Here is a 23,656-nt window from a genome sequence, read left to right as displayed (position 1 = left end):
AGATAGCACGGTCCAGCCTGACGTTCCGTCTCAGTTGCGCATTATTTGCGCTTTGTTCGCGCTTTATTCGCGCCTTGCCTTGATTACTTCTTCTTGCCTGCTGCGCCATCATTGCCGACGCGCGACTGGACGGCACCGAACGGTGCTGCGGGTGCGACCGGCTTCTTGGGTTGCTTGGGCTTCTTGGTTTCGCGATTGCCGCGTAGTTGACCTTTGGCCATGGTGTGTCTCCACGAGTGGGTTGCTGCATTGCGTGCCAGGCGGCAGATCCAGCATACCCGCTTACTCCAGCGTTCAGGGAAATATCGCGCGCGAGGCGCCTGCGCATGACGCAAGCAGGAGAATCGCCTTCGGCCGCCGGCTCATAGCCGCGTGCCCTCGCCCGGCCAAGTAAATCGGACGCCACCAGGCAAACAGCGTATGCTCGTTGAAGAAAGGAGATCAACATGTCTCAAAATCATGCGATCTACAAGGGGTTCAAGGTTTCGGCCAATGTACGTCGGTCGTTCGACGAAAGCGCCAATGCCGAACTCGCACGGGCGAGCTTTCTCGCCACCGTGACCATCACGCAGGTCAGCGGCGACAGCGGCTCGCTAAGGCTGGTGCCACCTCTGCTCGAGCATGTCGCGCACACGCCGCACGATGCCATCGACCTGGCCGTGTCCTATGCCAGGACCGTCATCGACGACATGTCCACCTTCGTCAAGCGCAAGTAGTCCCGCCCCCTCGATTCGCCCGGAATTGCAGTCCATCGCGCGGCCGCCCTGACCGGCCCGGCCGCAGCTACGCCCAGCAAGACTTCCCCACGAAACGACAGGAGACGACAATGGACCGACAGATCAAGAACAAGGCGGAACTGCGCGCCATGATTCGCGCCGAGCAGCAGAAATTCGCGGAATGCAGCGGCGCCTGCTTCGGCGACGTTTGCTGGCATGCGCCGGACGCGGGCGGCTGCAACTGGAATCTGTCCACCATGGAAGGCGGCGACAGCGCGGCCTGCATCGAGAAGATCCGGCCGTTCACGGCCACGCTGCAGGCGCAATACAACATTCCCGACGAGGGGAAGTAAGCGGCCAGGCGCCTGGTGCTACTTAACTAGTGCCCCAGGCGCTCGATCCGGGCCTTGGCGTTCTCCAGGGCATCCGCCATGGCAAGCTCGCGTGAGCTGAACGCATCGCCCTGGTTTTCAAAACGGCCGTGCGTATCCAGCGTGTAGACCCAGTTCCATTGGCCGAAGGTGCGCTGCGTCAACTCCAGGTTGACGTAGTGGCCCAGATAGAAAAAACTCTCAGGCATCGATCACCTCGTTCAGTTACGGCCTGCCCGGCTTCGGGCGCCGGCTTCCCGGGGATACGACAGGTAACGCCGGGCCACACCAGCGCCACGAGGGGCGCCGTGCCTATCGTACGCGAAATCCGCGGGCGAGCGCCGATTGACGGAAAATGGTATGATTCACAGTCTTGGCCGTTCGCCGACCTCTTCTCGTCGGCCCAAACGTGCCGGCTGCCAGACATCATCAAAATATTAACGGCAGCCTGTCGGGCGTACACCCGATTCGTTCAGGGCGACAACCGCCCATCACACTCCCGACCCGGCGGCATGTCCGCTCCGTAACCTGTGCGCATGTACCTGGCGCATCAGCCTGCGCAAGCACGGTCCACTCATCACCAGCTGCCTTTCTCGCGCTAATGCGCGAGACCTGACGTTGCTGGACAACGCAAACACGGCGACCGATCGCCAGAAGAGAGCACGCGGCGCACCACGAGATGCGCTCAACGTTGCCTCAGATCGTCCGCCCGCTTAAGGGCAACACCTTGAATCAAAGCATCAATCGCATCAATAGCACCACCCGCACCACCCGCGCCAATCCGTTCACCGTGTCGGTCTACCCGATACAACAAGAGCCCGGCGTGTGGTTTGCGACCTATCTGATCGCCGAATACAAGAACGGCTCCGAATGCATCGTCGCCAACGTCTCGATGCGCCATGCCACGCATGGCACCGAAGCCCAGGCTAAACAGGCCGCCCGACGCGCGGCCGAGAGCGTCGCTGCCGATATGCGCCTGCAATAGAGCCGGTCGCACGAAAAGCAACCCGCATGCGTCTCAACCTACTGTGCAGCAGGTCTTGCTGCAAAAGGATCATCCTTGGCTAAAGAAGAACTAGTGGAATTTGGTGGACAAGTATCGGAAGTACTGCCGGACAACCGTTTTCGCGTCATCCTGGAAAATGGTTTCCAGGTGTGGGCCTATTCGTCCGGCCGCCTGAAGAAGAACCGCATTCGTATCCTGGCCGGCGATCGCGTCACGCTGGAAATGTCGCCCTACGACCTGACCAAGGGCCGGATCAACTACCGCCACAAGTACTGATACTGCTTGGCCGGATACGCTGCCGCGCCGTCAAGCTGTTGGCCCGCGGCCCCTCCCACCCTCTAACGAAAGGAAGAAACATGTCGATCAGCGAAGAATGGGAAGAGATGCACCTGACGCCAGGTGGCTGGGTAGGCGGAAGCTATCGCCACGTGCCGGGACCGGAAGTCACGGTGGAGCGCCCCGCGGATGAAGTGCTAACCGTGCGCAGACATGTATCCGCAACCTATTGCGGCCCGTCGCGCGCCACGGAAGACAGGACGCCGCAGACCGAAGACATGGCCTTGATTGAATCGCTGCTGAACCGCTTCGGCAGCCCGGCATTCGGCGTCTAGCCGGGCAGTCCGGACCAGCACGATCTTCCGGGCGCTCTGCGCGCCCGTGCCAGCGCCAGGCGACGCGCTGGCTCAGCCGGGAAACCGCATGCGCGGCATGCTGACACCAACGCGTGAACCAACCGGGCGCAACTCGCCCTCGAAAGGCTGCGCCCCCAGGTCCAGCACGTAGTCTCCTTCGCCGGCCTTGTCATAGAGATTGTCACGAATCGCTTGCCCGATCGCCAGCCGGCACAATGCCTCGAAGCTGTCGACCATTTCGCCCCGCAAGGCCGCCTCGTTGGCCTGAACCCCGAATGAACGCCTGCCCTCACCGACGAAACTGGTGAAGCGCACACCCGTCGGATGACTGGAGTCGAGAAAGCTGACGGCTACATGGTAGGCGATGCCCTTGCCTTGCCCCGGCAGCGTGCAAAGGAAGTTGGATGGTGTGGCAACCTTGTTCATGACGTATGCGCTCGCGGGCCGGCGCAACTGCGCACGGCAGGTTTTGACAGGTGGACCGGCAGAGCGGGCATTGCACGGCACGGTCCCGTTTCCTCTTGCTTCCCATTTTTCCATTGCCTGGCGGCAGCCGGGCCAGCCCTACGATACCAGCTGGCAACGCCGGCATAAGGGCAGGCACGGGCGACGCCGCGCGGCTCGGCCAGATTCTGCCGGCGCCGCGTTACAGCGTAGCGACAGACTCCCCGGGGATCAGCCCGTTGATAATATCTTCACCGAACTTCACGGCACCCCTGCGCGCCGTGCCGATATTCTCCCAAGGGGTGCTTTCCAGGCGGAACACGCGCGTGCGCTCACTGCCGGGCCGATGGCCTTCGCGGCAGATCACCACGGACGCGTTGAAGCTGCGATCCGGCTTGGTCCTCGGCCAGGATTGCGCGGGCTGGATCTTGTACACCAGCGGATAGAGGTCGAAACCTTTGTAGCAGGCGGAAGGCGTATTGTTCATGTAGTGCTCCAGGCGGCTGGATGCCGCAACTGGCCTTGTGCCGGTTCGCTCGCAATGGCCAATGCCGAGGCCCAATGCGCCAGCACGCGGGCAAGCTAGGGAGCCAACAGGCGATCGACGACAATCACGATCGCGTTCCCTGGCTTGTCCTGCTTGCAATGGACGCCAAGGCGTGCGCGCAGATACCGGTCAAGGCTGCGTTGTAGTTGATATAAGGCGTCCTGGTCCGCGTTGCTCAATTGCTCCGCGACGTCCTGCGCCATCTCGATTTCAAGCGCCCTGGCTGACCAGGTAAAGCTCCTGGCATCAGGGATCTGCCAGTTTGCCGTCACCGCGCGTTGCCCTGCCGACCAGATCCTGACGTCTTGCCCGGTGATCTCGTCAAGGACGGGCTTCACGAAGGCAACGAGATCTAGCATGACGATGCACCGACGAACGATTGGCGCGCCGTCGTTCCGACGGACAAGCAGGACACTCCGGGGATCTCGTCAACTGGCGACGATGCAGCGGTGGCTGGCAGCTCGGCCAAGCCATGGACAGGCGAGGACATGACAGGCGCGCCTGCGTCATCCTCGTGCAACGACGGACATTGCCGCATATCGCTCCAGGCGTCAGAGCGAGACGACGGATTGCCCGGGAATCGCGCCGTTGATGATGTCCTCGGCGTAACGAACGACACCACGGCGCGCAGCGCCGACGTTGTCCCACGGCACGGTGTCGAGGCGGAACGTACGGGCCTGCGTTCCCTCGGGCTCGCCACCTTCGCGGCAGATCACGACAGCGGCATCGAAGGTCCGGTCCGGCCTGCGTTCCGGCCAGGTGCGCACCACGGCGTGCTTGTACACGAGAGGGTATAAGTCGAACCCTTTGTAGCTGGCAATCGGATTGACGTCCATGATGCACTCCACAGTTCCACTGAACCCCACTCTACTCCTATTGGGAGCCGCTCCATGACCTTTATTTTGGCCGAGCAGGCGCGGCTGGCGCGTAAGCAGCCGCCGGGGCAGCCGACGGCGTGGCTTGCGCATTGCCAGCAGCCGCGGCGGCGGCAACGGGGGGCGCAGCGGCGGCGGGAGTAGCGGCAGCGCCAGGCGCGGTCCGCGCGGGCTTTGCCGCCACCGGCTCGGTCAGGGTCAGCAGCATGTCCGCATACCAGGCAGAGTTCAGCCCAAGCACTTCGTCCTCCGCCAGGTCGCGCGAGCCGACGTCGAAGCGAGCCGAGTGGATGCCGAGCAGCAGCCACGGCAGGTCCAGCTTGTCGCCCCGGCCGTCGCGCATGCGCGAAACCACGAGCGCGCCGCTGGTGCCGCGGTGAGTCCTGGCATCGGTCAGGAAAAAACCCTGGCCCTGGAAACGCAATCCGTACGCGGACGCGACCACGGCCTGGCGCGCAACCGGCAGATGATGGAGCGCGTCATGAAAACCCAGGGGAAATCCAACGATCAACAGGGAGTCGCCCACCTCGACGCGATCGGAAGGCTGCGCCAGATGCTCCGGCGTGAAGGCCCGGTAGAGCAGCTTGGGCGGCAACGCCTTGCGCTCGATCTCCACCACCGCGACATCGACCGGGCCGCCACCATCCTCGCCCTCGCGCCAGACGGCAAGCCCGTCACGGTACAGCGGAATCGAAAAGCCGATCGAGTCGGCCATGTTTTCCGGCTGGCTGTGCAGCTCGATCTCGATACGGTCCGGGTGGTGCTTGCTTGGCTCGTCGAACACCACATGGCGGCTGGTCACCACGAAGAGCCGGCCATCGCGCTCGAAGAAGAATCCGCTCGCGTTGGTCAGCGGCTGCTGGCCCTCGAAGGACGAGACCCGGACGGCGGCTAGAAGGATGGATTCGACCATAGGCATGATGTCTTATGCGCTTGCGCACCTCGATGATTCCCGGTCGGTAAAAAAAAAGCCCCGCTACGCGGGGCTTCTTTCTAGGCGATTCGAATCGGCTCGATTAGATCGGCTCGATCTTGGTCGCTGCGGGGCCCTTTTGGCCAACGCCTGCGACGTAACGCACTTTCTGGCCTTCTTGCAGCGACTTGAAACCGCCGCCTTGAATTTCCGAGAAATGCGCGAACAGGTCGTTGCCGCCTGCGTCAGGGGTGATGAAGCCGAAGCCCTTGGAGTCGTTGAACCACTTGACGGTACCGGTTTCCATGCTGGATATCCTTTAAACCTTAAAAGTTCTGGATGAGCCTGATGCTCACCAGGCATGACGATCAAGGAAGGAACATGGAGCAAACGAATCGCCGCTTGGAGGGGACGATCCATAACATCTGAGTAACCGCTTGAAAGATCCTGCACCAACGTTTATACAGGGCTGGGATAAGCATGTCAACTTACCGAAGAGAAAAGTGCCTCATTGGTTGCGGGTAAGGTTCTTTTCCGCGCCTGCCGCGCGCCCGCGTGCGTGAACAGGCACAAGCTCGCGGCGGCGGTTTATTGCAGCATGAACGTGCTACAGTCACCCACCTTCCGCCGTCGGATTCCGCATGTCGCCTTGCCCAGCCTGCCTCGCCATCGACACCAACCGTGGTGGCTCGCCAGGCCATGCGTTGCTCAGGATCACCGACACGCAGCGCATCAAGGTGCCACGCCGCCCTGCGATGACAGTCAGTACCTTTGTGTGCCAGGCCTGCGGCACCGGCTGGATCTACCGCGACGGCAAGAACGTCGATGCGCAGGGCTGGCAGCTAGCGCCGCAGCAGGCGCAGGCGCCGGTCCCGGACCTTCAATGATCCAGGCACGCGCCCGCATCGGCGCGGCGCCATAGCACCACACCACCAAGACGGGCCTAACAAGCCCCGCAAGCCCAGTAGCTGGCAATCACCACCACTGCCGCGTCTTTCACGCGTGACAGCGCCGCACGCCCGCGCCACCTGGCCGCGGCGGCGCGCTTCACGCCGCGCGGCAACCTTTCAGGAACAGGATGATCCAGCGTATCGGACTATTTTTCACCGTCAGCCTGCTGCGTTTGCTCGCCGCCTTGCCCTATAGCGTGTGCGCCCGCGTCGGCATGAGCCTGGGCGCCCTGCTCTATCGCATTCCAAGCCGGCGCCGCAGCGTCGTGCAGACCAACCTGCGGCTTTGCTTTCCCGACCAAAGCGAAGCGCATCGACACGCCCTGGGGCAAGCGCATTTCAGCCACGTGATTCGAAGCTACCTGGAACGCGGCGTGCAATGGTATGGCTGTGCCGGCAAGCTGAATGACCTGGTCGAGCTGGAGTCCGCCATCGAGCTCGGCAACACCGGGGCCGGCCCGACCATCTTCCTGGGATTCCATTTCGTGGCGATCGAGGCCGGCTGCATGTTCTACTCGATCAAGCATCCGGTGGCCTCGCTCTACTCGAAGATGTCGAACCCGTTGCTGGAGCAGCTCGCCAAGCAGCAGCGCGGCAGGTTCGGCACAGAGATGATCCCGCGCAATGGCAGCGTGCGCCAGGCCTTGCGCGCGCTCAAGTCGGGCACGCCGCTGATGCTCGCCGCGGACATGGATTTTGGCTTGCGCGATTCGGTATTCGTGCCGTTTTTCAACGTCCCCGCTTGCACGCTCACCTCGGTGTCGCGCCTCGCCGCGCTCAGCGGCGCGCGCGTCGTGCCCTTCACGACCTCTGTCCTGCCTGGCTACCGCGGCTACAAGCTGAAGATATTCGATGCGCTGGCGGGCTACCCCTCCGGCGACGAGAAGGTCGATGCGCTGCGCATGAACGCGTTCCTGGAGCAGCAGGTCCGCGCCATGCCGGAGCAATACTACTGGGTGCATCGCCGCTTCAAGCACCGCCCCGAGGGCGAGGCGCCTGTCTACTGAGATGCCTGGAGCGGCGCACGCGCGCCGCCCACTCTCCCTTCAGCCTTCGTAGCCGTCCAGGCCCACGCGATAGAGCGTGGCGCCCACCGTCTCCAGCAGCGCACGCGCTGCGTCGGAAAGCGGCTCACTGGCAAGCAGCGCGGCCAGGCCGGCCACGGCATCGTCCACCGATAGCTCCACCGTGTCGTCGTTGGCGATGCGCTCGAAGGTGCTGATCACTACTGTCGGATCCATCCAGATTCCCCTGCAAAAGTCGAACTCTGCCGCCCGGGCCTGATGCCCAGGCTAGCAAGCTGCGCGCATGGTAGCACCACGGCGCACCCTGTCAGCGCTTTGGCGGCAAGGCGCGTAGGCGGCGATTCACTTCCAGCGAAGCGTGTCGCAATCGTCGCCTCGGTTGGCGCTGCGCACGCGGATATCAGCGGCTTGCCGGCAGCGCCGCCAGACCATCCAGCAGCGCCTTGTGGAACGCCATGGGATCCTGCATCTGCGGCGCGTGGCCCAACTCGGGAAACTCCACCAGCCTGGCGTTCGGCAGCGCCTTCAAGGTGCGCTGCGCCAGCACCGGATAGTTGCCGACCTTCGCGCGCACCTCCGGCGGTGCCGCGTCCTTGGCGATGGCCGTCGTGTCCTTGTCACCGATCAGCAGCAAGGTTGGCGTCTTCAGCGCGCCCAGCTCGTATACGACCGGCTGCGTGAAGATCATGTCGTAGATCAGCGCGGAGTTCCAGGCCACCTGCTGCTTGCCCGGGCCGCGGTTCATGCCGGCCAGCATCTGCACCCAAGGTTCGTACTCGGGGCGCCACGTGCCGACATAGTAGGTAGCCTGTTCGTAGCTGCGGATCTTGTCAGCGTTGGTGGCGAGCTCGCGGGCATACCATTGATCCACCGACAGGGAAGGCACGCCCAACGCCTTCCAGTCTTCCAGGCCGATCGGGTTGACGAGCGCCAGTTGCTCCGTCTGTTGCGGGTACATCAGCGCATAGCGCATCGCCAGCATGCCGCCCGTGGAATGCCCGATCACCGTCGCCTGCCGGATCCCAATGGATTCCAGCAAGGCGTGGGTGTTGCGCGCCAGCTGCTGGAAACTGTACTGATAGTGCGCCGGCTTGCTGGATTTGCAAAAGCCGATCTGGTCCGGCGCAATGACGCGATAACCGGCCGCGCTGAGCACCTTGATGGTGTCCCCCCAGGTCGCCGCGCAGAAGTTCTTTCCATGCAGCAAGACCGCGGTACGGCCGTTGGCGCGCTCCGGCTTGATATCCATGTAAGCCATCTGCATCGCCGCGCCTTGCGAGGTGAACGCGAACTGCTGCACCGGCGCCGGATAGTCGAAGCCTTCCAGCTCAGGGCCATATGCGGGCCCGTCGTCGGCGGCAGCCAGCCCGAAGGGCGCGGTGGCAACGGCTGCCAATGTGAGCAAGGCAAGCAGGAACTGGCGATGAAACGTCATGAGCGTGGTCTCGGCTAACGAAGAAAAGAGCGAACAAAGCGGACAAGACGGACGACGGCCTTACGCCGCCAGCCGCGCGCGCTCCGGCGGCGCGGCAAAGTCCAGCACCGGTCCCGCAGGCACCACGCCGCTCGGATTGATTGAGCGGTGGCTTTCATAATAGTGCCGCTTGATATGGTCGAAATTGACCGTCGCCGCGATCCCCGGCAGCTGGTAGATGTCGCGCGTGAAGCCAGACAGGTTCGGATAATCCGCGATGCGCCGCAGGTTGCACTTGAAGTGCCCCACATAGACCGCGTCAAAGCGTACCAGCGTCGTGAACAGGCGGATGTCGGCCTCGGTGAGCTGGTCGCCTAGCAGGAAGCGGCGCGTAGCGAGCCGCGCCTCGAGCCAGTCGAGCGTATCGAACAACGGCGTCACCGCCTCTTCATACGCGCCTTGCGTGGTGGCAAAGCCGGATTTGTAGACGCCGTTGTTGAGCGTGTCGTACACCCGTGCGTTGACCTCGTCGATTTCCGTGCGCAGCGCAGCCGGATAGTAGTCGCCCGCCTTGGCGCCAATGCCATCGAAGGCGGTGTTGAACATGCGGATGATCTCCGACGACTCGTTGCTGACGATGGTTCCCCGCTGCTTGTCCCACAGCACGGGCACGGTGACGCGCCCGGTGTAGTCGGGATCGGCGCCAGTGTAGACCTGGTGCAGGAGCCGCGCGCCGTTGACCGTGTCCGGCACCACGCCCGCCCCCTCGGCGAACGTCCATCCCTCGCCGAGCATCAGCCAGTGCACCGTGGAGACGCTGATCATCCCCTCCAGCCCCTTGAGCGTGCGCATGATCAGCGTGCGGTGCGCCCACGGGCAGGCCAGGCTCACGTACAGGTGATAGCGCCCGGCCTCGGCCTTGAAGCCACCGGCGCCGCTCTGGCCGGCGGTGCCATCGGGCGTCACCCAGTTGCGAAAGGCAGCGTCCTTGCGAACGAAGCGGCCGCCGGTGGATGCCGTGTCGTACCAGCGGTCTTGCCATTTGCCGTTGACGAGCAGTCCCATGTCGATACTCCTTTTGATGCGGTGAGTTAGGCGTCTTTAGTCGGCGCTAACGGGTTGCGACGGCGCGTCGATGAACTGCACGATAGCCGAAATGGTCTGCCCTGGCGCTTCTTCCATCAGCCAGTGCCCCGAGCCCTTGACGATCACGCCTTGCACATGGGTGGCGACGAGGCGCGCCTGGTCGATCAGGAAACTGCCCGATGCCTTCTCGCCCGCCAACACCAGCATGGGCATTGGCAGCGGGTGCTTTGCCAGCGCCGCGAAGTCTTCGGCATCCTGCGGGAACGCACGGAAGAACTCGAATCCCGCGCGCATCCGGCCCGGCCTGGCGTAATTGGCAGCATAGATCCGGCGATTTGCCTCCGACACGGAGTGCTTCGGGTCAGCGGCGAAATCGTTCCAGAAGTGTTCAAAGTAGGTACGCTCGCGGCCCTTCACCAGCTTCTCCGGCGTGTCGCCATAGAAGTTGAAGTGCCACTTGTCGCGCAGCAGCCAGACCTTTTGCCAGTCGCCCACGCCGGGCAGGAACGCGTCCATCAGCGTAATGCTTTCCACTTCGTCCGGGTACTGCGCGGCGTAGGCGTAGGCCACCATCAGGCCGATATCGTGGCCGACGATGTGGATCTTGCGATAGCCAAGAGCCTGGACCATGGCGTGAATGTCCTGCGCCATGTTCTTTTTCTCGTAGCCCGACTCAGTCATCGCCGAGTCGCCCGCACCGCGCAGGTCCGGCGCGATCACGGTACGCTTGTCACCAAGCTTGGCCATCAGCGGCAGCCACATATGGCTGGATTCCGCGTAGCCGTGCAGCAGCACGACCGGCGTGGCGCTGCCGTGCCCGGTTTGCAGGTAGTGCAAGGCGACGCCGTTCGCCTTGATCGTATGAGAGACAACGGCGGCGGCGGCAGCGGCTTCGGCGCGCGGTGCAGCGAGCGCGCCGAACGCCAGCAATGCGGCGCCGGCGAGCCTTGCGATGCGATGCATGAGGGTCATGACTTTTCTCCGGTGACTGTGCCATGGCTGGACGCACTCTCCTGGCCGACGGCGCTTGCAAACAAAGGGGTTTCGGGAATCGGGTGAAGCACTGTGACGAATATTGCGCCGGCATATGGGTTTTGCCGTACGATTTTCCCGATGAACTCGTTCGACGGAGTTGAACATGTTGTCAGAAGACGAACTGGCCTTGCTGGAAGCCATCCGGGACAGTGGCAGCCTCTCGCGCGCGGCGGCGCGCCTGGGCAAGGCGCCATCGACTGTCTCCCATGCCGCGCGGCAGCTCGAAGGCCGCTTTGACGCGCTGCTGTTCGACCGCCGCCGCTACCGCCTGCAACTCACCCCTGCCGGCCACCTGCTGGCCGAAGAGGCCGCACGGCTGATGCAGGACGTATCGCGCATGACACAGCGCGTGCGGCAGGTGGCGAGCGGCTGGGAGGATCGTCTGTGGATCGTCACGGACGAAGTGCTCGAGTTCGAATTGCTGATGCCGGTGATCCGCAGCTTCGACGCGCTCAAATCCGGCGTGGCGCTGCGCCTGACCCATGAAGTCCTCAGCGGCACCTGGGAAGCGCTGCGCGACGGCCGCGCCGATGTGATCGTCGGCGCGACCAACGAGCCGCCGGCCATTCCCGGACTGCGCTGGTTCGAGCTCGGCGTGGTCGAATGGGTCTTTGCCGTGGCGCCGCGCCACCCGCTTGCCAGCGTAGCCGAGCCGCTCACGCGCCAGCGCATCTCGGCGCACCGGGGCGTGGCCGTGGCCGATTCATCGCGCGGTACCGCAGGGCGGGCCTACGGCCTGGTGGGCGGGCAAGCCTCGCTGGCCGTGCCGAGCATGCGCGCGAAGATCCTGGCGCAGCGCGAGGGGCTGGGCGTCGGCTGGCTGCCGCGGCACCGCGTGGCTTCGCTGCTCAAGCGAGGGGAACTGGTGGAAAAGCGCACGGCCGATCCGCGCGAGCCCAATACGCTGTATGTGGCGTGGCGGGGCGACCATGAGGGCCGCGCGCTGGAATGGTGGCTGGACCAGTTTCGCCAGCCGCGGCTGGCGAAGCGCCTGGTGCAGGGCATGGATTTGTTTGCGTGAGCCGTGGCCGGAACTGGCCGCCAGCAGGATAAGCAATATCAACAAGGTGCCGCCGCTGCGGGCCGTTTCATACCGCTGCTGATGCTCCAGGTCGGGGAATGAAATTAAAGCCCGGCCACAATGTCGCGAATGGCCGGGACGCCGTCGATTTCAATGGCGCAGCCAGTACCGGCCTGCCAGACGCTGCCAAGGCTGCCACTGCGCAACAGGTGCAGCGGCCAGTCGTCACGGATGGCTTCGGGCCCAGTGAAGCTGTCGCTGAGCAAATTCCCCGAGGCAGCCTGATTCCGTGCGCCGGCCAGGCGCTTGAACGACACCTGGATGCGATCCCGCCAGCCGGGTCGATGGTTGGCCCACAAGGCATCGACTGCCGCGGCCAGGCCCGTTCGGTCCGGCAGGCGGGTGTGCTCATGCACCAACTGCACCAGATCGGTGAGCCAGTGCGCCGGTGCGCCGAGGAGCTGCTCGGCCCATTGGGCGCTGACGCTCTGCCATACCACCAGCGGGTAGCGGCGCCCCACCCGGTCCCGGGACGCGGCCATGACACCAATCAGGTAGCTGCCCTCGCTGGGGAACTTCAGGCCGCGCGTGCGCAGGATGAAATGACACGGCTCGGCCGCGCGCAATCGGGATTGGCCCACGAGGCCGGGTGGCGTCAGATGCAACCAATGCGGCGCATGGCCGACGATGGAAAGCACTGGCGCCCGGACAGGGGCTTCGGGCTGCCCGGGGTCGAACCAGTTCCGTCACATCGCCACCTGGGCCAGGGGCGCATTGTGGCGAACAAAGTCCCCTTGGGCTGGCAGCTTGCCGAAAATCGACGGTGCCGTAATCACCCCGACCTCCCCGGACACTGGAAGCCCTGCAGCAGGGCGGTGGTCCATGGATTCGCGAGACTGCCGGTGTTGATGTCGAGCTTCGCCTTGCGGCCGTCAAAGTCATACTCGGCCATGAAGTGGCTGGCTGTCGCCGAGCCGGCCAGCTTACCCTTGGCAATCACGCGCATCAGGGCCCACGGGCCGTTGGCGGTCAACGTCGAGGTGTCGGGGCGGATGCGCGGGCTGGCGGTGATTTCGGCACCCTGCCCGCCGCGCGGGCCTGGCCAGGTCACCTTGAGCGGGATCACCGGGCCGTGCACGTAGCGCTGGCTCTGCCCATCGAAATCCATGTTCAGCTCGACGATTTCGGGATCGAGCTCGATGACCTTCAGGTCGACCTTCCAGGCCATCTTCTTTGCGCCCGGATCACGGAAGAACACCTCCCGGATCTCCTTGGCGCGCTGGAACGGCACCAGGCTCGGGCCGGCCACCGGTGGCACGTCGGGGGCGGTCAACTTGTAGCGCCACGGCGAGATGGTGGTATCCACGTGTGGAGCCAGTACCTTCTGGAAGAAGTCGTCCAGCACACCGCCAGTAGCAAAGACGCGTGCAAGATCATCGGGATCCACGTCCTGCATCGACGTCGGCGTGAACGGATACTTGCCGTCGACGGCACTTCGGCAACTTTCGCCGATCACAGCGTCCATCTGGGCGATCAGGATGTCGCCGACGCCCTTGTTGACATCGCGGGTGCCCTGCACTACCAGATCGGCCAGCACCGCCTTGAAGGGCACCGGCAGCTTGGCCGCCTCCATGCGCAATTGCGCCCCGGCATCTGACTGGGGCGGCAGGTTCCGGGTGTTCAGCGCATTGTTGGCCACGACCAAACTGGTGTAATAGGCGTTAACCATGCCGGCTATCGCATCCAGTTGCGGCTTCCCGGCGGCAGCCTGCGCGCCCGGGTTGGCGGCATCGGCCTGGCCAGTCACCACTTCGCGCAGCGCGGCGAAGCGGTTATCGACCACCTCGCGCTCCTGGCGAGCCTCGGCGCGGGCGGTCAGTGCGTTGACCTTGTCGGATTTCTTGTCCAGCGCGGACAGCGCCTTCTCCGCCAGGGACTTGTCCTCGGGATCCACCGGACGGCTCAGCGTGGTTTCCTGCACCGCTGCCCGGCCCAGCCGGGCCAGCGGGGAGTCCGGCGCGGCGAAATTGCGCAGGATCTCCAGGTCAAAGGCCAGGTTGTTGCCGGTCACCGTCCGGATATCGCCCAGGAATTCCTCCCAGTGCCGTGCATACTCGCTCAGGTACAGGCGTCGAATCTCGCGCGTCAGGGGATCGGTGCCGGTCAGCTTGCCCGCGGCGCTCTCAAGCGTTTTTTTTTGAGCGCCGAGCCCCGTGCCCCTTCCCATGACCCAGCTGTCAACCGCCTGTGCCTTGCCGACGAATTCCGGCAGGCGCGCATTGAACAGGTCGTGATAGCCGGCGTAGGTGAAGAGCCCAGGGATGCCCCGCTCCAGCGGCTCACCACTGGCTCGGGTGAAGACCGTGCCAGCCTGCGGCCCGACCGCGCGCACCAGCGTGAAATCCTGCGGCGCCTCCTCCATCATGGCCGCCTTGGCGCGGTCGTAGAGGCGTTCGACGGAAGTATTTCCATCCAGGAACTCCCGCGCCGAGCGGATCAGCGCCTCGTTCCTGGCATAAGGCGACTGCACCGCACGGCTGCCGTCCAGCAGGCTGTCCAGGTGCCCGATCACCGCCACCCGGCCGCCGAAGGCGTCCGCCCCGTTGCCGACTGCCCAGTCGCTTTGCAGCCAGCTACGCACGTCGGACGCGTTGAACTTGTCCTTGTCGTGGAGCATCAGGTAGACCCGCAGCGTATCGTAGGTCTGCTTGGCGTCACGCTGGCTGACGGCGGTGGACAGCACGGATTCGACCCGGCGTACCAGGTATGGCACCAGCAGGTTGTCCTGCAATCTCGTATGGGTCTGGGTCGCAGCGCCCAGCAGCGGCGGCACGCTGTAGAGGCCATACCGCCAGTCGACAGACGGATCGGCCAGATTCAGGCCAGTGTAGGCGGGCAGGTCGCGGGCCGTAGCCAGCACCTCGGGCATCGTATCCGGCTGCGGCTTCTTGTAGAACGCCGTCACCGTCGCTGCCAGCCCCTTGGCTTTCTCCTGCACCACGTCGTGATAGCTATCGTTATGGCCGAAGCTGTTATGGAGCGCCCCGACCATCCACAGGAAGATCACCAATAGCAGCGCGTGGCCGAGCACGCGCAGCAGGCGGAAGCGGAATTCCCAGCGCAGGTTCGGCTTCACCAGGTTCGCCTCGGGCACGATGATGCGCTGGAGAACATCCTGCAGGAAGTAGCTGCGGTTGCCGGTGGCCTTGTCTGCGGTGGCGCCGGCAGCTTGGGCGCCTGCCTTTCCAATGCCACGCAGTTCCCGGAAGACGGTGCTTGCATCTGCGACCACTTCCCCCTCTGTTTGCGCGGCACTGGTGAAATACACGCCGCGCAGCATGGCATTGCGCTCGGTGTCGTCGTACCGCGAGTCCAGGAACATCTGCTCCAGCATCGCGACAAGCGGTTCCGTCAGGCTCCCGAGTTCATCCTCCAAGGCGTAGAGCGCCTTGCGCCGGCCCAGATCGAACTCCTCGGACAGTCGGCCCTCCAGCCCCGCCTTCAACCGCGCCACCAATGACTGCATCTCCTTGCGGCACTGCGCAGCGGCATCAACAGCCGGCTGTCGCAGCCACCGCTTGCCCGCAACCGGCAAGGTGAACCCCAAGGGCTGGGCCCGCCCCTCGCTGGTCAGGCATTGGAAGTAGTCAGTGAAGCCGGCAAGCTGATCGAGCTTGGTCACCAGCACGTAGATGGGGAACTGGATGCCCAGTTCCTCACGCAGTTCGGCCAGGCGCGCCCGAATCCTGGCCGCTTCGGCAACCCGCTCCTCAGCGGAATGCCGAAGCAGGTCCGCCACGCTGATCGTCACCAGCGCACCGTTGATCGGGGCGCGGGCACGGTGTTTTCGCAGCAGGCCAAGAAAGCCCTTCCATTCGGCCAGCTCGATCGCCGAACCCGACACCTGCGCCGTGTAGCGGCCTGCCGTGTCGATCAGGACCGCCTCGTTGGTGAGCCACCAGTTCGTCTGCTCGGTGTCTTGCCGTGCGCGAGCCGCCGCGCTCATCTGCTCGGCAATAGGAAATTGCAGCCCGGCGTTCAACAAGGCTGTTGTCTTGCCAGCCCTTGGCACGCCGACCATCATGTACCACGGCAGTTCGTAGAGGTAGCGCCGTCCCTCGAACAGTCGACCGATCCGGCTGCCGGCGCGCATGCCCTTCAGCTGGCGCAGCGCAGTCTGGATGGCGGTGTTCAGCGCCGCCACTTCATCCCCGGCGACCACCTCCTCGCGCTTCCCGCCAAAGTTCAGCAGGCTCGTGACCAATGTCTCATTCGTACGTGCACGCCGCCAAAGCAGGTACAGCAGATACGCAACGAACACGAGGACGATCGCCGAGATCAGCAGGATGCGGACCGAACCCGGCGCCAGCGGATGGCTGGTCCCAACGGCAAGCAACGGCCCCGCGTGCCAGATCAGCAGGCACAGCGCGACGCCCCCGATGGTGGAGACCGGCCAGCCAAGCAGCCAGAAAAGCGCCAGCGCCAGCAACAGCACGATGACCGTGGCGCGCGCGCCAAGGCCCGCCAGCGGATGCGTGCCATTGAATCCAAGCAGCGGTCCGATAAACCAGATGGCTGCCGCGACCACGAGCACGCCGATGAGTGCGAGCATCTGCCGGGAACACAACACCGCCCCAATACGTTTCAGAAAATCCATGCCTTGACCCCGATTACTGCGTGACGACGATCTCAACCCGGCGATTCTTCGCTCGGGCGGCTGGCGTCTTGTTGTCGGTAAGTGGCTCGGTATCGCCCTTGCCAATCGCTTCGAGGCGCCCCTTGGCCACGCCCTTGCTGGCCAGGTACTCCGTCACGGTCGCGGCACGCTCCTCGGACAACGCCTGATTCGAGGGGAACCTGGCCGTCTTGATGGGTGCGTTGTCGCTGTGGCCGATTACGGTCACCTTGCCGGAGACCTTGTTGATCTCCCCCGCGACCTTGTCCAGCAGCGGCAAGATCTTGCCGCTTACCTCGGCCCGCCCGCCGCCGAACATGTCGTCGCCACGGAAGGTGACAGCGCTGCGCGTGGCGTCCTCCTGCACGCTGACGACCCCACGGGCGATCTCGTCCTTGAGCAACTCGGCAAGGCGCAGCGCCTTGGGCGGCTCCGGCGGCATTGTCTTGCCGATGGCGAGAATCTGCTGCTCGAGATCGTGCGTGCGGAGCAACAGATGGTATTTGTACCAGGCGAACAAGCCAAAGACCGCAAGGGCCAGCACCAACGCCGTGACCCATACCGGCACCGTGCGTAGCACGCTGAGTCGTCCTGCGTCCACGCCACGCCAGTTGGGCGAAAGCTCGCGCGGCACGCTCTCGCGTGCGCCACTGATCAGGTGGAAGAGGCGCTGGCGGATCGCGTCCAATTGCCGGTGACCATCGGTCTGCCCGACATAGTGCCCTTCGAATCCCAGCGATAGAACGTGATAGAACACCTCAATGACCGGCATATGTTCGTGGGGACTGTTCACCAGCCGACCGAGCAGATGAAAGCATTTGGTGCCGCCCTCGGTGTCCCCGTGCAAGCTGACAAGCAACCCTTGCTGCGGCCAACTGTGTATGCCCCATGCCTGCTTCTGTGCAGCCTCGTCCAGCGCCGTGCACAAGGCATAGCTCGCTGCCAGGATATGCTCGCGGCGCAGATTGGCCCTTTCGCACAGACTTTGAAAGCGTTGCACTTCACGTGTCAACAAGGCCTGGAGCCGTGGCACATCCTCCTCGTCCAACCCCTCCGGGACGTCGGCAAGTGCTCGCAGAAGTGGGCGGGCAGCGTCTAGCAAGGCGGACCTTCCGCCCGCTGGCGCAGCCCCCTTCTCAGGGGCGAACTTGGCGTTTTCGATGCCGATGCCGATGCCGATGCCGGAAGCATCCTGGTAAGGCCCGGCCCCTGACTCCGTCGATGCGTCCGGATTGTGCATGTTCCTTGCAGTCATCAGCTACGAACTCCCCAAAGGTCAACCTGCAGATCGGGAAAATCGCCGGCAACATGTAGCGCCAGCCCACCAAATTTCTCAACTTGCTTCCAGAGAGGATTCTCTCGGGCAAGCTCGAAATAGACATAGCCCGCATTGAACGGAATCTGCCGCGGCGGTACCGGAAGCGCCTGGAGTGGAATCCCCGGCAAATGAGACCGTATCAAGTCGACCAGGCGCTCGGACGGGCCCGCCTTTGCCTGAGCCGGAAATTGCTGCTGCAGCGTATCCACAGGCATTCGCGCCGCGACAGCCAGCACGAATGTCGTGAAGCGCTGGATCTCCGCAGGGTCCAGCACAGCCAGCCGGATGCCGTGCGGCTGAAGTTCAAGCTGAATCCTCTGGGCGGCACGCTCAAGAACCACATTGAGCAGGAAGCGCAGGTCGTCGAACAACGGCTTCAGGCAACTATGTGGGGCATCGTGTCGGTAAGCGGCATGCGCCACAGGTCGACGGCTGTGCGTGCGCACGAATGTCGATAGCTCACCAGACAGCGCTGCCAAATGGACATAGAGAAGTTCCGGCGAGGCAGCCTTGGCGGCCAGCAGATGCGTCAAAATTGGCTCATAACGGTTCAGCAGCTGCAGAATCAGATACTCGCTGACTTCCGCTGCATCCCCGCCCCGCATACTCGCGGCGCAAAGGCGCTCGGCCATGGCAGTAGCACGCATGCGCAGCAGGCCGTGGATTTCGGTGAGCCAGCTGTACAGCAATGGGCTGGCAGCAAAGGTGCTGACCGGCGGAATCAATGTCCCGTCAAGCCTGGCGCTACCATCGGCGCGAACCTCGCTGACTCGTGCCAGCGGCATGCCGAGCCAGGCGCTGGTCAACTCCTTCTCCGTGAGCAAGCGCAGGCGCAGGTCGGCCAGCTGAATCAGCTTCGGACCCTGCGAGATCGAGTTGGCGTCGAGCAGATCCTCCTCAAATGTCCGGAATCGCGCCAACGAATCTGCGGCATCGTCAAAGTCGGTCTCCTGCGCGTTCGGCGTGCGGATCGGCACGGCCAGACAGACCATCTGGCCGACATGCTCATGCCGAAGCGCCAACGGCGCTGGCGATGAAACCTGCCCCGGCGCATCGAATGGCGTGCCGTCCGGAAAGATGCCAGCGGCAGCGGAGACAACGAGCTTCCCGACCGCGAGCGCTTCGGTATCGATGTCAACCTGGTTGAAACCCCAGAAGAACGGGCCAAGCGCCGCGCTACGCTTATGGGCGTAGTGCTCAAGATAGCGTTCTTGTTGCTGGAACAGCTGTGGACGCAAAAAGAGGCCTTCGCTCCAGACGACTTTGTTATACCAACTCATTGAATCACTCAATTTTTGTAATGTTGACGGTCAACTGATCAAGCAACACCTGCAGCTTGATCTTGCGTGCCGGCACTACCGCCCTGTACCACGCGGCTTCCTGTGCTGGCGGCAGCTTGTAGACCGTTCGCCAGGTAGCCTTCCCAAGATCGTTGTAACCAACAAGAAAGCCCAGTGCCGTGGTTGCCGGATTCAGCTTTCTTTCGAGATCGCGGGTTTCGTTCGGCCGAAGGATGAACTCGTCACGAGAGAGGAGGTCTTCAAGAAGCAGCGTCTTGTCTGAGCTTTGTAGCGTGAAGTAGTCTGCGTTTGCGAATGTCCCATCGGACTTCAGCTCATACATGCGCACCAGAACAGGACTCGCCCGCCCCCTTGCATCTGGATTGACAGTTGGCTTGGCTTCCGCACGGAGAACCAGCTTCATCTGTTCATTCTGCACGGGACTGGCCGCGCAACCAGCAAGCAAGGCAATCGCCATCGGCCAATAGCGGTACAACTGACGCATGCTCAGCCTCCGACCGCGGCAAGCTGCGAGCCGATCAGCTCGCAACCGCATTCGCAGCGATGTCCGTGCAGCGCAACTGGCCGCCCTTCCACGAGAAAGGCTGGGTCCCCTTCGGTGATGGCGTTGACACCGTGTGGACGCCCATCCGAGTAGTGCGCCGGGCAATCAACCAGGTCCCCCTGCCTGGCGATAGGCCGGCCTTGCAAGAGATGGGATGCGGAACCCGTAATGACGCGTCCGCCGTGCGTGGTAGTGTCACCCACAGTGATAATTGGCAAGTTCATGTTCTCACTCCAAAATGACCTAAGCCGGTCGCGGTATCTGCCGGCATTTCCTGCCTCAGTTCGAAATCGACCCACTTCTGATTTTTCACTCTCCTGAAACGCGCTGCGCATACGGGTCGCCAGGCTCGATCCGGCACGCCTCCTCCACTTCCCCGGGCCAAACCGGCACCTTGTTCGTCGGCATGCAAAGCAAACGCCCCAACAAGGTAATCAGTGCGAACGGCGTGCCAAACAGCAGGAACGCATAGCCATAGTTGAAGTTGCTGAAGGCCACCTTGGCAGCAAACAGGAAAGACTCGCGCTTCTCCGCAATCGGCAGGTACCGGCGCGGCATCGGAATACTCTGTGGGCCCTCTTCCATATAGCGGCGCAAGTATTCCCAGTGAGTGGGCAGCAGGTCCTTGGTGCAGTGAATCCCCATCGAGAAGGTATCGAGCACCGTCTTCTTGTCCGGCGCCAGCACATGGCCGCGAATATCCCAGACTAGCGAAGGCCGCCCTGCATTAGGCTGGCCAGGCCCCATACAGAAATAGATGTCTTCCCACTTGAGCGCCAGAATTCCCCCAGCACTTTTTCGGCGAAATACATAGACCATTCGGTTTCGCCGGTTCAGGCGGACCGGCCAGTGAGTAACGGAAAATGCTTCAAATCGAACAAACCACCCAATAGATATGATGGCAAATATGGTTATCGACCAGAAGGCTACCAGGAATAATATTATTTCCCCTGTTTCTTCCTGTACTTTTCCAAGCTCTTCAAACAGCTCAAACCAAGTTATGCTGAGCACCAAGACCAACGATCCACATCCCAGAAGAAATAAAATGGCAAATGCGAATCCCTTCCAGGCATAGTACTTATCAACCACCTCAATGAAGGTCGAGTTCAACCTGATTAGCGCATCCCAATCCTGCACGTCTTCGCCCTTGCTCACCATCGCTGGCCGCTTCTGTGATAGGTGGTCTGTGCGTTCCTGCTCTGTCAAAGGACGGTTGATCTTGTACTTTGGTATCTGCCCGGTATAGTCTATCGACATACGTCTCTTACCTCATGCCTGCTGCAATTTCTGCATTTCCTGATGACCGATCTTGAAAGCCTTATCAGATTTCTTGTCTTGGAATTTCGCCCATACTCAACGCCCGAGCTACTCCTGCAGTAGGCTATCGACCACCTGTGCGATAACCACTTGCCGCACGATAGAGGCCGCCAGCGTCAGGATGACAATTGGTTTTGACCAAACTTCAACTCGCGACTATCTGCCGGCCCTTGCCGCCTCAGCTCGGGATTGACCCACTTCTGATTTTTCAATCTCCTGAAACGCGCTGCTCATACGGATCGCCAGGCTCGATCCGGCACGCCTCCTCCACCTCCCGGGACCAAACCGGCACCTTGTTCGTCGGCATGCAAAGCAAACGCCCAAACAAGGTAATCAGTGCAAACGGCGTGCCAAACAGCAGGAACGCATAGCCATAGCTGAAGTTGCTGAAGGCCACCTTGGCAGCAAACAGGAAAGACTCGCGCTTCTCCGCAATCGGCAGGTACCGGCGCGGCATTGGAATACTCTGCGGGCCCTCTTCCATATAGCGGCGCAAGTATTCCCAGTGAGTGGGCAGCAGGTCCTTGCTGCAGTGAATCCCCATCGAGAAGGTATCGAGCACCGTCTTCTTGTCCGGCGCAAGCACGTGGCCGCGAATATCCCAGACTAGCGGAGGCCGCCCTGCATTAGGCTGGCCAGGCCCCATACAGAAATAGATATCATCCCATTTGAGTGCCAGCATTCCCCCGGCACTTTTGCGGCGGAAAACGTAAACCATGCGGTTGTGTCTATTCAAGCGAACGGGCCAGTGCGTAAAGGTAAAGGCCTCGAAGTGACCAAACCAGCCCAGGAATGTAAGAAGTGCAATTGAGAGAATCCACATAAAAACAAGGAATGATATTAATTCTCCAACCTTATCCGGGCTTTTTCTCAAATTCACGGACAATCCGTACCACGTCATCCATATGACCACTAGGCTCCATCCGCAACCCATTACAAAAACGAAAGCAAAAGAGAGTCCCTTCCAGGCATAGAATTTGTCCACCACTTCGATGAAAGTCGAGTTCAATCTGATCAGCGCATCCCAATCCTGTACGTCCTCGCTCTTGCTCACCATTGTCTTTCGCTTCTGAAATAGCCGGTCCTCGCGTTCCTGCTCGGTCAGAGTCCGGTTTACCTTGTACTTTGGCGAGTACCCGGTATAGTCCATTGTCATATTTTTTATCCCAATGCTTTCTGCAATTCCTGTATTTCCTGATGACCGGTCCGGAAAGCCTCATCGGGTTTCTCCCCTTGGAATTTCCCCTAAACGCAGCGCTTTAGCCACTCTTGCAGCTTGTTGTCGACCAGCACCCCAATGATCACTTGCAGCGCGAAGAGGGCCACCAGCGCCAGGACGACAATTGATCCTGACCAAACAAACAGCGCGGCGAACGCCAGGTAGCCACCGATGCGATAGGGAGCCGCCAGACCAGTGTTGCGTTGCTGGAATCCGTCCCACGCACAAGTACCGTTCAAACCGCGACCATCTGCCAGCCCTTGCTGCCTCGGCTCGAGATTGACCCACTTCTGATTTGTCACTCTCCTGAAACGCACTGCTCATACGGGTCGCCAGGCTCGATCCGGCACGCCTCCTCCACTTCCCCCGACCAAACCGGCACCTTGTTCGTCGGCATGCAGAGCAAACGCCCCAACAACGTAACCAGCGCGAATGGCGTGCCAAACAGCAGGAACGCATAGCCATAGCTGAAGTTGCTGAAGGCCACCTTGGCAGCGAACAGGAAAGACTCGCGCTTCTCCGCAATCGGCAGGTACCGGCGCGGCATCGGAATACTCTGCGGTCCCTCTTCCATATAGCGGCGCAAGTATTCCCAGTGAGCAGGCAGCAGGTCCTTGGTGCAGTGAATCCCCACCGAGAAGGTATCGAGCACCGTCTTCTTGTCTGGCGCCAGCACATGGCCGCGAATATCCCAGACTAGCGAAGGCCGCCCTGCATAAGGCTGGCCAGGCCCCATACAGAAATAGATATCATCCCACTTGAGCGCCAGCGTTCCTCCAGCGCTTTTTCGGCGGAATACATAGACCATTCGATTTCTCCGGTTCAGGCGGACCGGCCAATGACTACATGTGAAGGATTCGAAATGAGCCGCCCAAACAAATAGAATCATCAACGGTATTGCCATCATCCAAACAGCAATTATCGATAATGTTAGCTCAACCAATTTCTCCGGAAATCTACTTGGCATTTCAAAAATGCCCATCCATGTAATATTCAACAAAAATAGCAAACAGCCATTTCCCATAAAGACCATCAAGGCAAACATGAATCCTTTCCACGCATAGAACTTGTCCACCACCTCCATGAAGGTAGAGTTCAGCATGATCAGCGCGTCCCAATCCTGTACGTCCTCGGCCTTGTTTACGGCCGCTCGCCGCTTCTGGAACAGCCGGCTGTTTCGCTCCTCCTCAGTCAACGGTCGATTGAGCTTGTACTTTGGCGTCTGCCCGGTATAGTCCATTGACATA

30 protein-coding genes are annotated in these 23,656 nt (G+C 62.1%); 8 read left to right on the top strand and 22 right to left on the bottom strand.

Annotated features, from left to right (window positions below):
• Positions 1 to 83 precede the first annotated feature (83 nt).
• Positions 84 to 221: a hypothetical protein gene (locus tag ACX12D_RS03855; protein ID WP_006157962.1), complete on the bottom strand. Its 138-nt coding sequence runs from the start codon at positions 219 to 221 to the stop codon at positions 84 to 86.
• A 225-nt stretch (positions 222 to 446) separates the two neighbouring features.
• On the opposite strand from ACX12D_RS03855, the gene ACX12D_RS03850 reads away from it, so the two are divergent.
• Entirely contained in the window at positions 447 to 716 is a 270-nt protein-coding gene (locus ACX12D_RS03850; protein ID WP_006157961.1) for a hypothetical protein, read from the top strand.
• Positions 717 to 826: 110 nt separating this feature from the next.
• On the top strand, positions 827 to 1,069 hold the full coding sequence (locus tag ACX12D_RS03845) for a hypothetical protein (RefSeq protein ID WP_043344153.1): 243 nt from the start codon (positions 827 to 829) through the stop codon (positions 1,067 to 1,069).
• A gap of 26 nt (positions 1,070 to 1,095) precedes the next feature.
• Here ACX12D_RS03845 and ACX12D_RS03840 read toward each other — a convergent pair whose 3' ends face one another.
• On the bottom strand, positions 1,096 to 1,296 hold the full coding sequence (locus ACX12D_RS03840) for a hypothetical protein (protein ID WP_441639636.1): 201 nt from the start codon (positions 1,294 to 1,296) through the stop codon (positions 1,096 to 1,098).
• Positions 1,297 to 1,778: 482 nt separating this feature from the next.
• Between ACX12D_RS03840 and ACX12D_RS03835 the strand changes: the two genes are divergently transcribed.
• From ACX12D_RS03835 to ACX12D_RS03825, 3 genes are all read left to right on the top strand, one after another.
• Positions 1,779 to 2,072 (top strand): isochorismatase, encoded by a 294-nt coding sequence (locus ACX12D_RS03835; RefSeq protein WP_459372988.1) that lies wholly within the window; start codon positions 1,779 to 1,781, stop codon positions 2,070 to 2,072.
• A gap of 75 nt (positions 2,073 to 2,147) precedes the next feature.
• The gene (infA, locus tag ACX12D_RS03830) at positions 2,148 to 2,369 is read left to right on the top strand and encodes a translation initiation factor IF-1 (RefSeq protein WP_006157957.1); all 222 of its coding nucleotides are present in this window, start codon (positions 2,148 to 2,150) and stop codon (positions 2,367 to 2,369) included.
• A gap of 80 nt (positions 2,370 to 2,449) precedes the next feature.
• Positions 2,450 to 2,704: a translation initiation factor 1 gene (locus ACX12D_RS03825; protein WP_459372987.1), complete on the top strand. Its 255-nt coding sequence runs from the start codon at positions 2,450 to 2,452 to the stop codon at positions 2,702 to 2,704.
• Between the two features lie 72 nt (positions 2,705 to 2,776).
• Here the strand turns inward: ACX12D_RS03825 and ACX12D_RS03820 are convergent, their stop codons facing one another.
• The 6 genes from ACX12D_RS03820 to ACX12D_RS03795 all read right to left on the bottom strand — a co-directional run bounded on the left by ACX12D_RS03820 (position 2,777) and on the right by ACX12D_RS03795 (position 5,811).
• The gene (locus ACX12D_RS03820; RefSeq protein WP_441639633.1) at positions 2,777 to 3,151 is read right to left on the bottom strand and encodes a hypothetical protein; all 375 of its coding nucleotides are present in this window, start codon (positions 3,149 to 3,151) and stop codon (positions 2,777 to 2,779) included.
• A 220-nt stretch (positions 3,152 to 3,371) separates the two neighbouring features.
• Positions 3,372 to 3,656 carry a hypothetical protein gene (locus ACX12D_RS03815; protein ID WP_150988690.1) on the bottom strand — a complete coding sequence of 95 codons (285 nt, stop codon included), beginning with the start codon at positions 3,654 to 3,656 and terminating at the stop codon, positions 3,372 to 3,374.
• A 95-nt stretch (positions 3,657 to 3,751) separates the two neighbouring features.
• Positions 3,752 to 4,075: a hypothetical protein gene (locus tag ACX12D_RS03810; protein ID WP_441639632.1), complete on the bottom strand. Its 324-nt coding sequence runs from the start codon at positions 4,073 to 4,075 to the stop codon at positions 3,752 to 3,754.
• 192 nt (positions 4,076 to 4,267) lie between these two features.
• The gene (locus ACX12D_RS03805; protein ID WP_043344135.1) at positions 4,268 to 4,552 is read right to left on the bottom strand and encodes a hypothetical protein; all 285 of its coding nucleotides are present in this window, start codon (positions 4,550 to 4,552) and stop codon (positions 4,268 to 4,270) included.
• 61 nt (positions 4,553 to 4,613) lie between these two features.
• Positions 4,614 to 5,510, bottom strand: a complete 897-nt coding sequence (locus tag ACX12D_RS03800) for a trypsin-like peptidase domain-containing protein (protein ID WP_459372986.1) — start codon at positions 5,508 to 5,510, stop codon at positions 4,614 to 4,616.
• Positions 5,511 to 5,607: 97 nt separating this feature from the next.
• Positions 5,608 to 5,811, bottom strand: a complete 204-nt coding sequence (locus tag ACX12D_RS03795; protein WP_006157950.1) for a cold-shock protein — start codon at positions 5,809 to 5,811, stop codon at positions 5,608 to 5,610.
• 334 nt (positions 5,812 to 6,145) lie between these two features.
• Between ACX12D_RS03795 and ACX12D_RS03790 the strand changes: the two genes are divergently transcribed.
• Together ACX12D_RS03790 and ACX12D_RS03785 are read left to right on the top strand one after the other, a co-directional pair.
• Positions 6,146 to 6,391, top strand: coding sequence for a hypothetical protein (locus ACX12D_RS03790; RefSeq protein WP_459372985.1), 246 nt, complete (start codon positions 6,146 to 6,148; stop codon positions 6,389 to 6,391).
• Positions 6,392 to 6,582: 191 nt separating this feature from the next.
• Positions 6,583 to 7,461: a lipid A biosynthesis lauroyl acyltransferase gene (locus tag ACX12D_RS03785; protein WP_459372984.1), complete on the top strand. Its 879-nt coding sequence runs from the start codon at positions 6,583 to 6,585 to the stop codon at positions 7,459 to 7,461.
• Positions 7,462 to 7,500: 39 nt separating this feature from the next.
• On the opposite strand, the gene ACX12D_RS03780 is transcribed toward ACX12D_RS03785, so the two are convergent.
• The 4 genes from ACX12D_RS03780 to ACX12D_RS03765 form a co-directional block, all read right to left on the bottom strand.
• Positions 7,501 to 7,695 carry a hypothetical protein gene (locus tag ACX12D_RS03780; RefSeq protein WP_459372983.1) on the bottom strand — a complete coding sequence of 65 codons (195 nt, stop codon included), beginning with the start codon at positions 7,693 to 7,695 and terminating at the stop codon, positions 7,501 to 7,503.
• Between the two features lie 184 nt (positions 7,696 to 7,879).
• The gene (locus ACX12D_RS03775; RefSeq protein WP_459372982.1) at positions 7,880 to 8,914 is read right to left on the bottom strand and encodes an alpha/beta fold hydrolase; all 1,035 of its coding nucleotides are present in this window, start codon (positions 8,912 to 8,914) and stop codon (positions 7,880 to 7,882) included.
• Between the two features lie 60 nt (positions 8,915 to 8,974).
• Positions 8,975 to 9,958 carry a glutathione S-transferase family protein gene (locus tag ACX12D_RS03770; protein WP_459372981.1) on the bottom strand — a complete coding sequence of 328 codons (984 nt, stop codon included), beginning with the start codon at positions 9,956 to 9,958 and terminating at the stop codon, positions 8,975 to 8,977.
• A 36-nt stretch (positions 9,959 to 9,994) separates the two neighbouring features.
• Complete coding sequence (locus tag ACX12D_RS03765) at positions 9,995 to 10,951, bottom strand: alpha/beta fold hydrolase (protein ID WP_459372980.1); 957 nt, start codon at positions 10,949 to 10,951, stop codon at positions 9,995 to 9,997.
• A 166-nt stretch (positions 10,952 to 11,117) separates the two neighbouring features.
• Here ACX12D_RS03765 and ACX12D_RS03760 point away from each other — a divergent pair, with 166 nt between their 5' ends.
• Positions 11,118 to 12,035: a LysR family transcriptional regulator gene (locus ACX12D_RS03760; protein ID WP_174427085.1), complete on the top strand. Its 918-nt coding sequence runs from the start codon at positions 11,118 to 11,120 to the stop codon at positions 12,033 to 12,035.
• A 104-nt stretch (positions 12,036 to 12,139) separates the two neighbouring features.
• Here the strand turns inward: ACX12D_RS03760 and ACX12D_RS03755 are convergent, their stop codons facing one another.
• The 10 genes from ACX12D_RS03755 to ACX12D_RS03710 form a co-directional block, all read right to left on the bottom strand.
• Complete coding sequence (locus ACX12D_RS03755) at positions 12,140 to 12,733, bottom strand: TagF domain-containing protein (protein ID WP_459372979.1); 594 nt, start codon at positions 12,731 to 12,733, stop codon at positions 12,140 to 12,142.
• Positions 12,734 to 12,867: 134 nt separating this feature from the next.
• The gene (gene tssM, locus ACX12D_RS03750; RefSeq protein WP_459372978.1) at positions 12,868 to 16,692 is read right to left on the bottom strand and encodes a type VI secretion system membrane subunit TssM; all 3,825 of its coding nucleotides are present in this window, start codon (positions 16,690 to 16,692) and stop codon (positions 12,868 to 12,870) included.
• Between the two features lie 13 nt (positions 16,693 to 16,705).
• Entirely contained in the window at positions 16,706 to 17,950 is a 1,245-nt protein-coding gene (gene tssL / locus ACX12D_RS03745) for a type VI secretion system protein TssL, long form (protein ID WP_459372977.1), read from the bottom strand.
• Positions 17,951 to 17,964: 14 nt separating this feature from the next.
• A complete protein-coding gene (gene tssK / locus ACX12D_RS03740) occupies positions 17,965 to 19,308 on the bottom strand; it encodes a type VI secretion system baseplate subunit TssK (protein ID WP_441639621.1) in 1,344 nt (447 codons plus the stop codon).
• A gap of 4 nt (positions 19,309 to 19,312) precedes the next feature.
• Positions 19,313 to 19,813: a type VI secretion system lipoprotein TssJ gene (tssJ, locus tag ACX12D_RS03735; RefSeq protein ID WP_459372976.1), complete on the bottom strand. Its 501-nt coding sequence runs from the start codon at positions 19,811 to 19,813 to the stop codon at positions 19,313 to 19,315.
• A 2-nt stretch (positions 19,814 to 19,815) separates the two neighbouring features.
• Complete coding sequence (locus ACX12D_RS03730; RefSeq protein WP_459372975.1) at positions 19,816 to 20,097, bottom strand: PAAR domain-containing protein; 282 nt, start codon at positions 20,095 to 20,097, stop codon at positions 19,816 to 19,818.
• 85 nt (positions 20,098 to 20,182) lie between these two features.
• Positions 20,183 to 21,130, bottom strand: a complete 948-nt coding sequence (locus tag ACX12D_RS03725) for a DUF6708 domain-containing protein (RefSeq protein ID WP_459372974.1) — start codon at positions 21,128 to 21,130, stop codon at positions 20,183 to 20,185.
• A 268-nt stretch (positions 21,131 to 21,398) separates the two neighbouring features.
• Positions 21,399 to 22,346 carry a DUF6708 domain-containing protein gene (locus ACX12D_RS03720; protein WP_459372973.1) on the bottom strand — a complete coding sequence of 316 codons (948 nt, stop codon included), beginning with the start codon at positions 22,344 to 22,346 and terminating at the stop codon, positions 21,399 to 21,401.
• An 89-nt stretch (positions 22,347 to 22,435) separates the two neighbouring features.
• Positions 22,436 to 22,711, bottom strand: a complete 276-nt coding sequence (locus ACX12D_RS03715) for a hypothetical protein (protein WP_459372972.1) — start codon at positions 22,709 to 22,711, stop codon at positions 22,436 to 22,438.
• Positions 22,708 to 23,655, bottom strand: coding sequence for a DUF6708 domain-containing protein (locus ACX12D_RS03710; protein ID WP_459372971.1), 948 nt, complete (start codon positions 23,653 to 23,655; stop codon positions 22,708 to 22,710). Before ACX12D_RS03710 ends, ACX12D_RS03715 begins: the two co-directional genes overlap by 4 nt.
• Position 23,656: the final 1 nt, after the last annotated feature.

This window comes from Cupriavidus sp. PET2-C1 (assembly GCF_054515855.1).
Note: the sequence above shows the minus strand (reverse complement) of the source record. Positions and strands in the feature narration are given on the sequence as shown.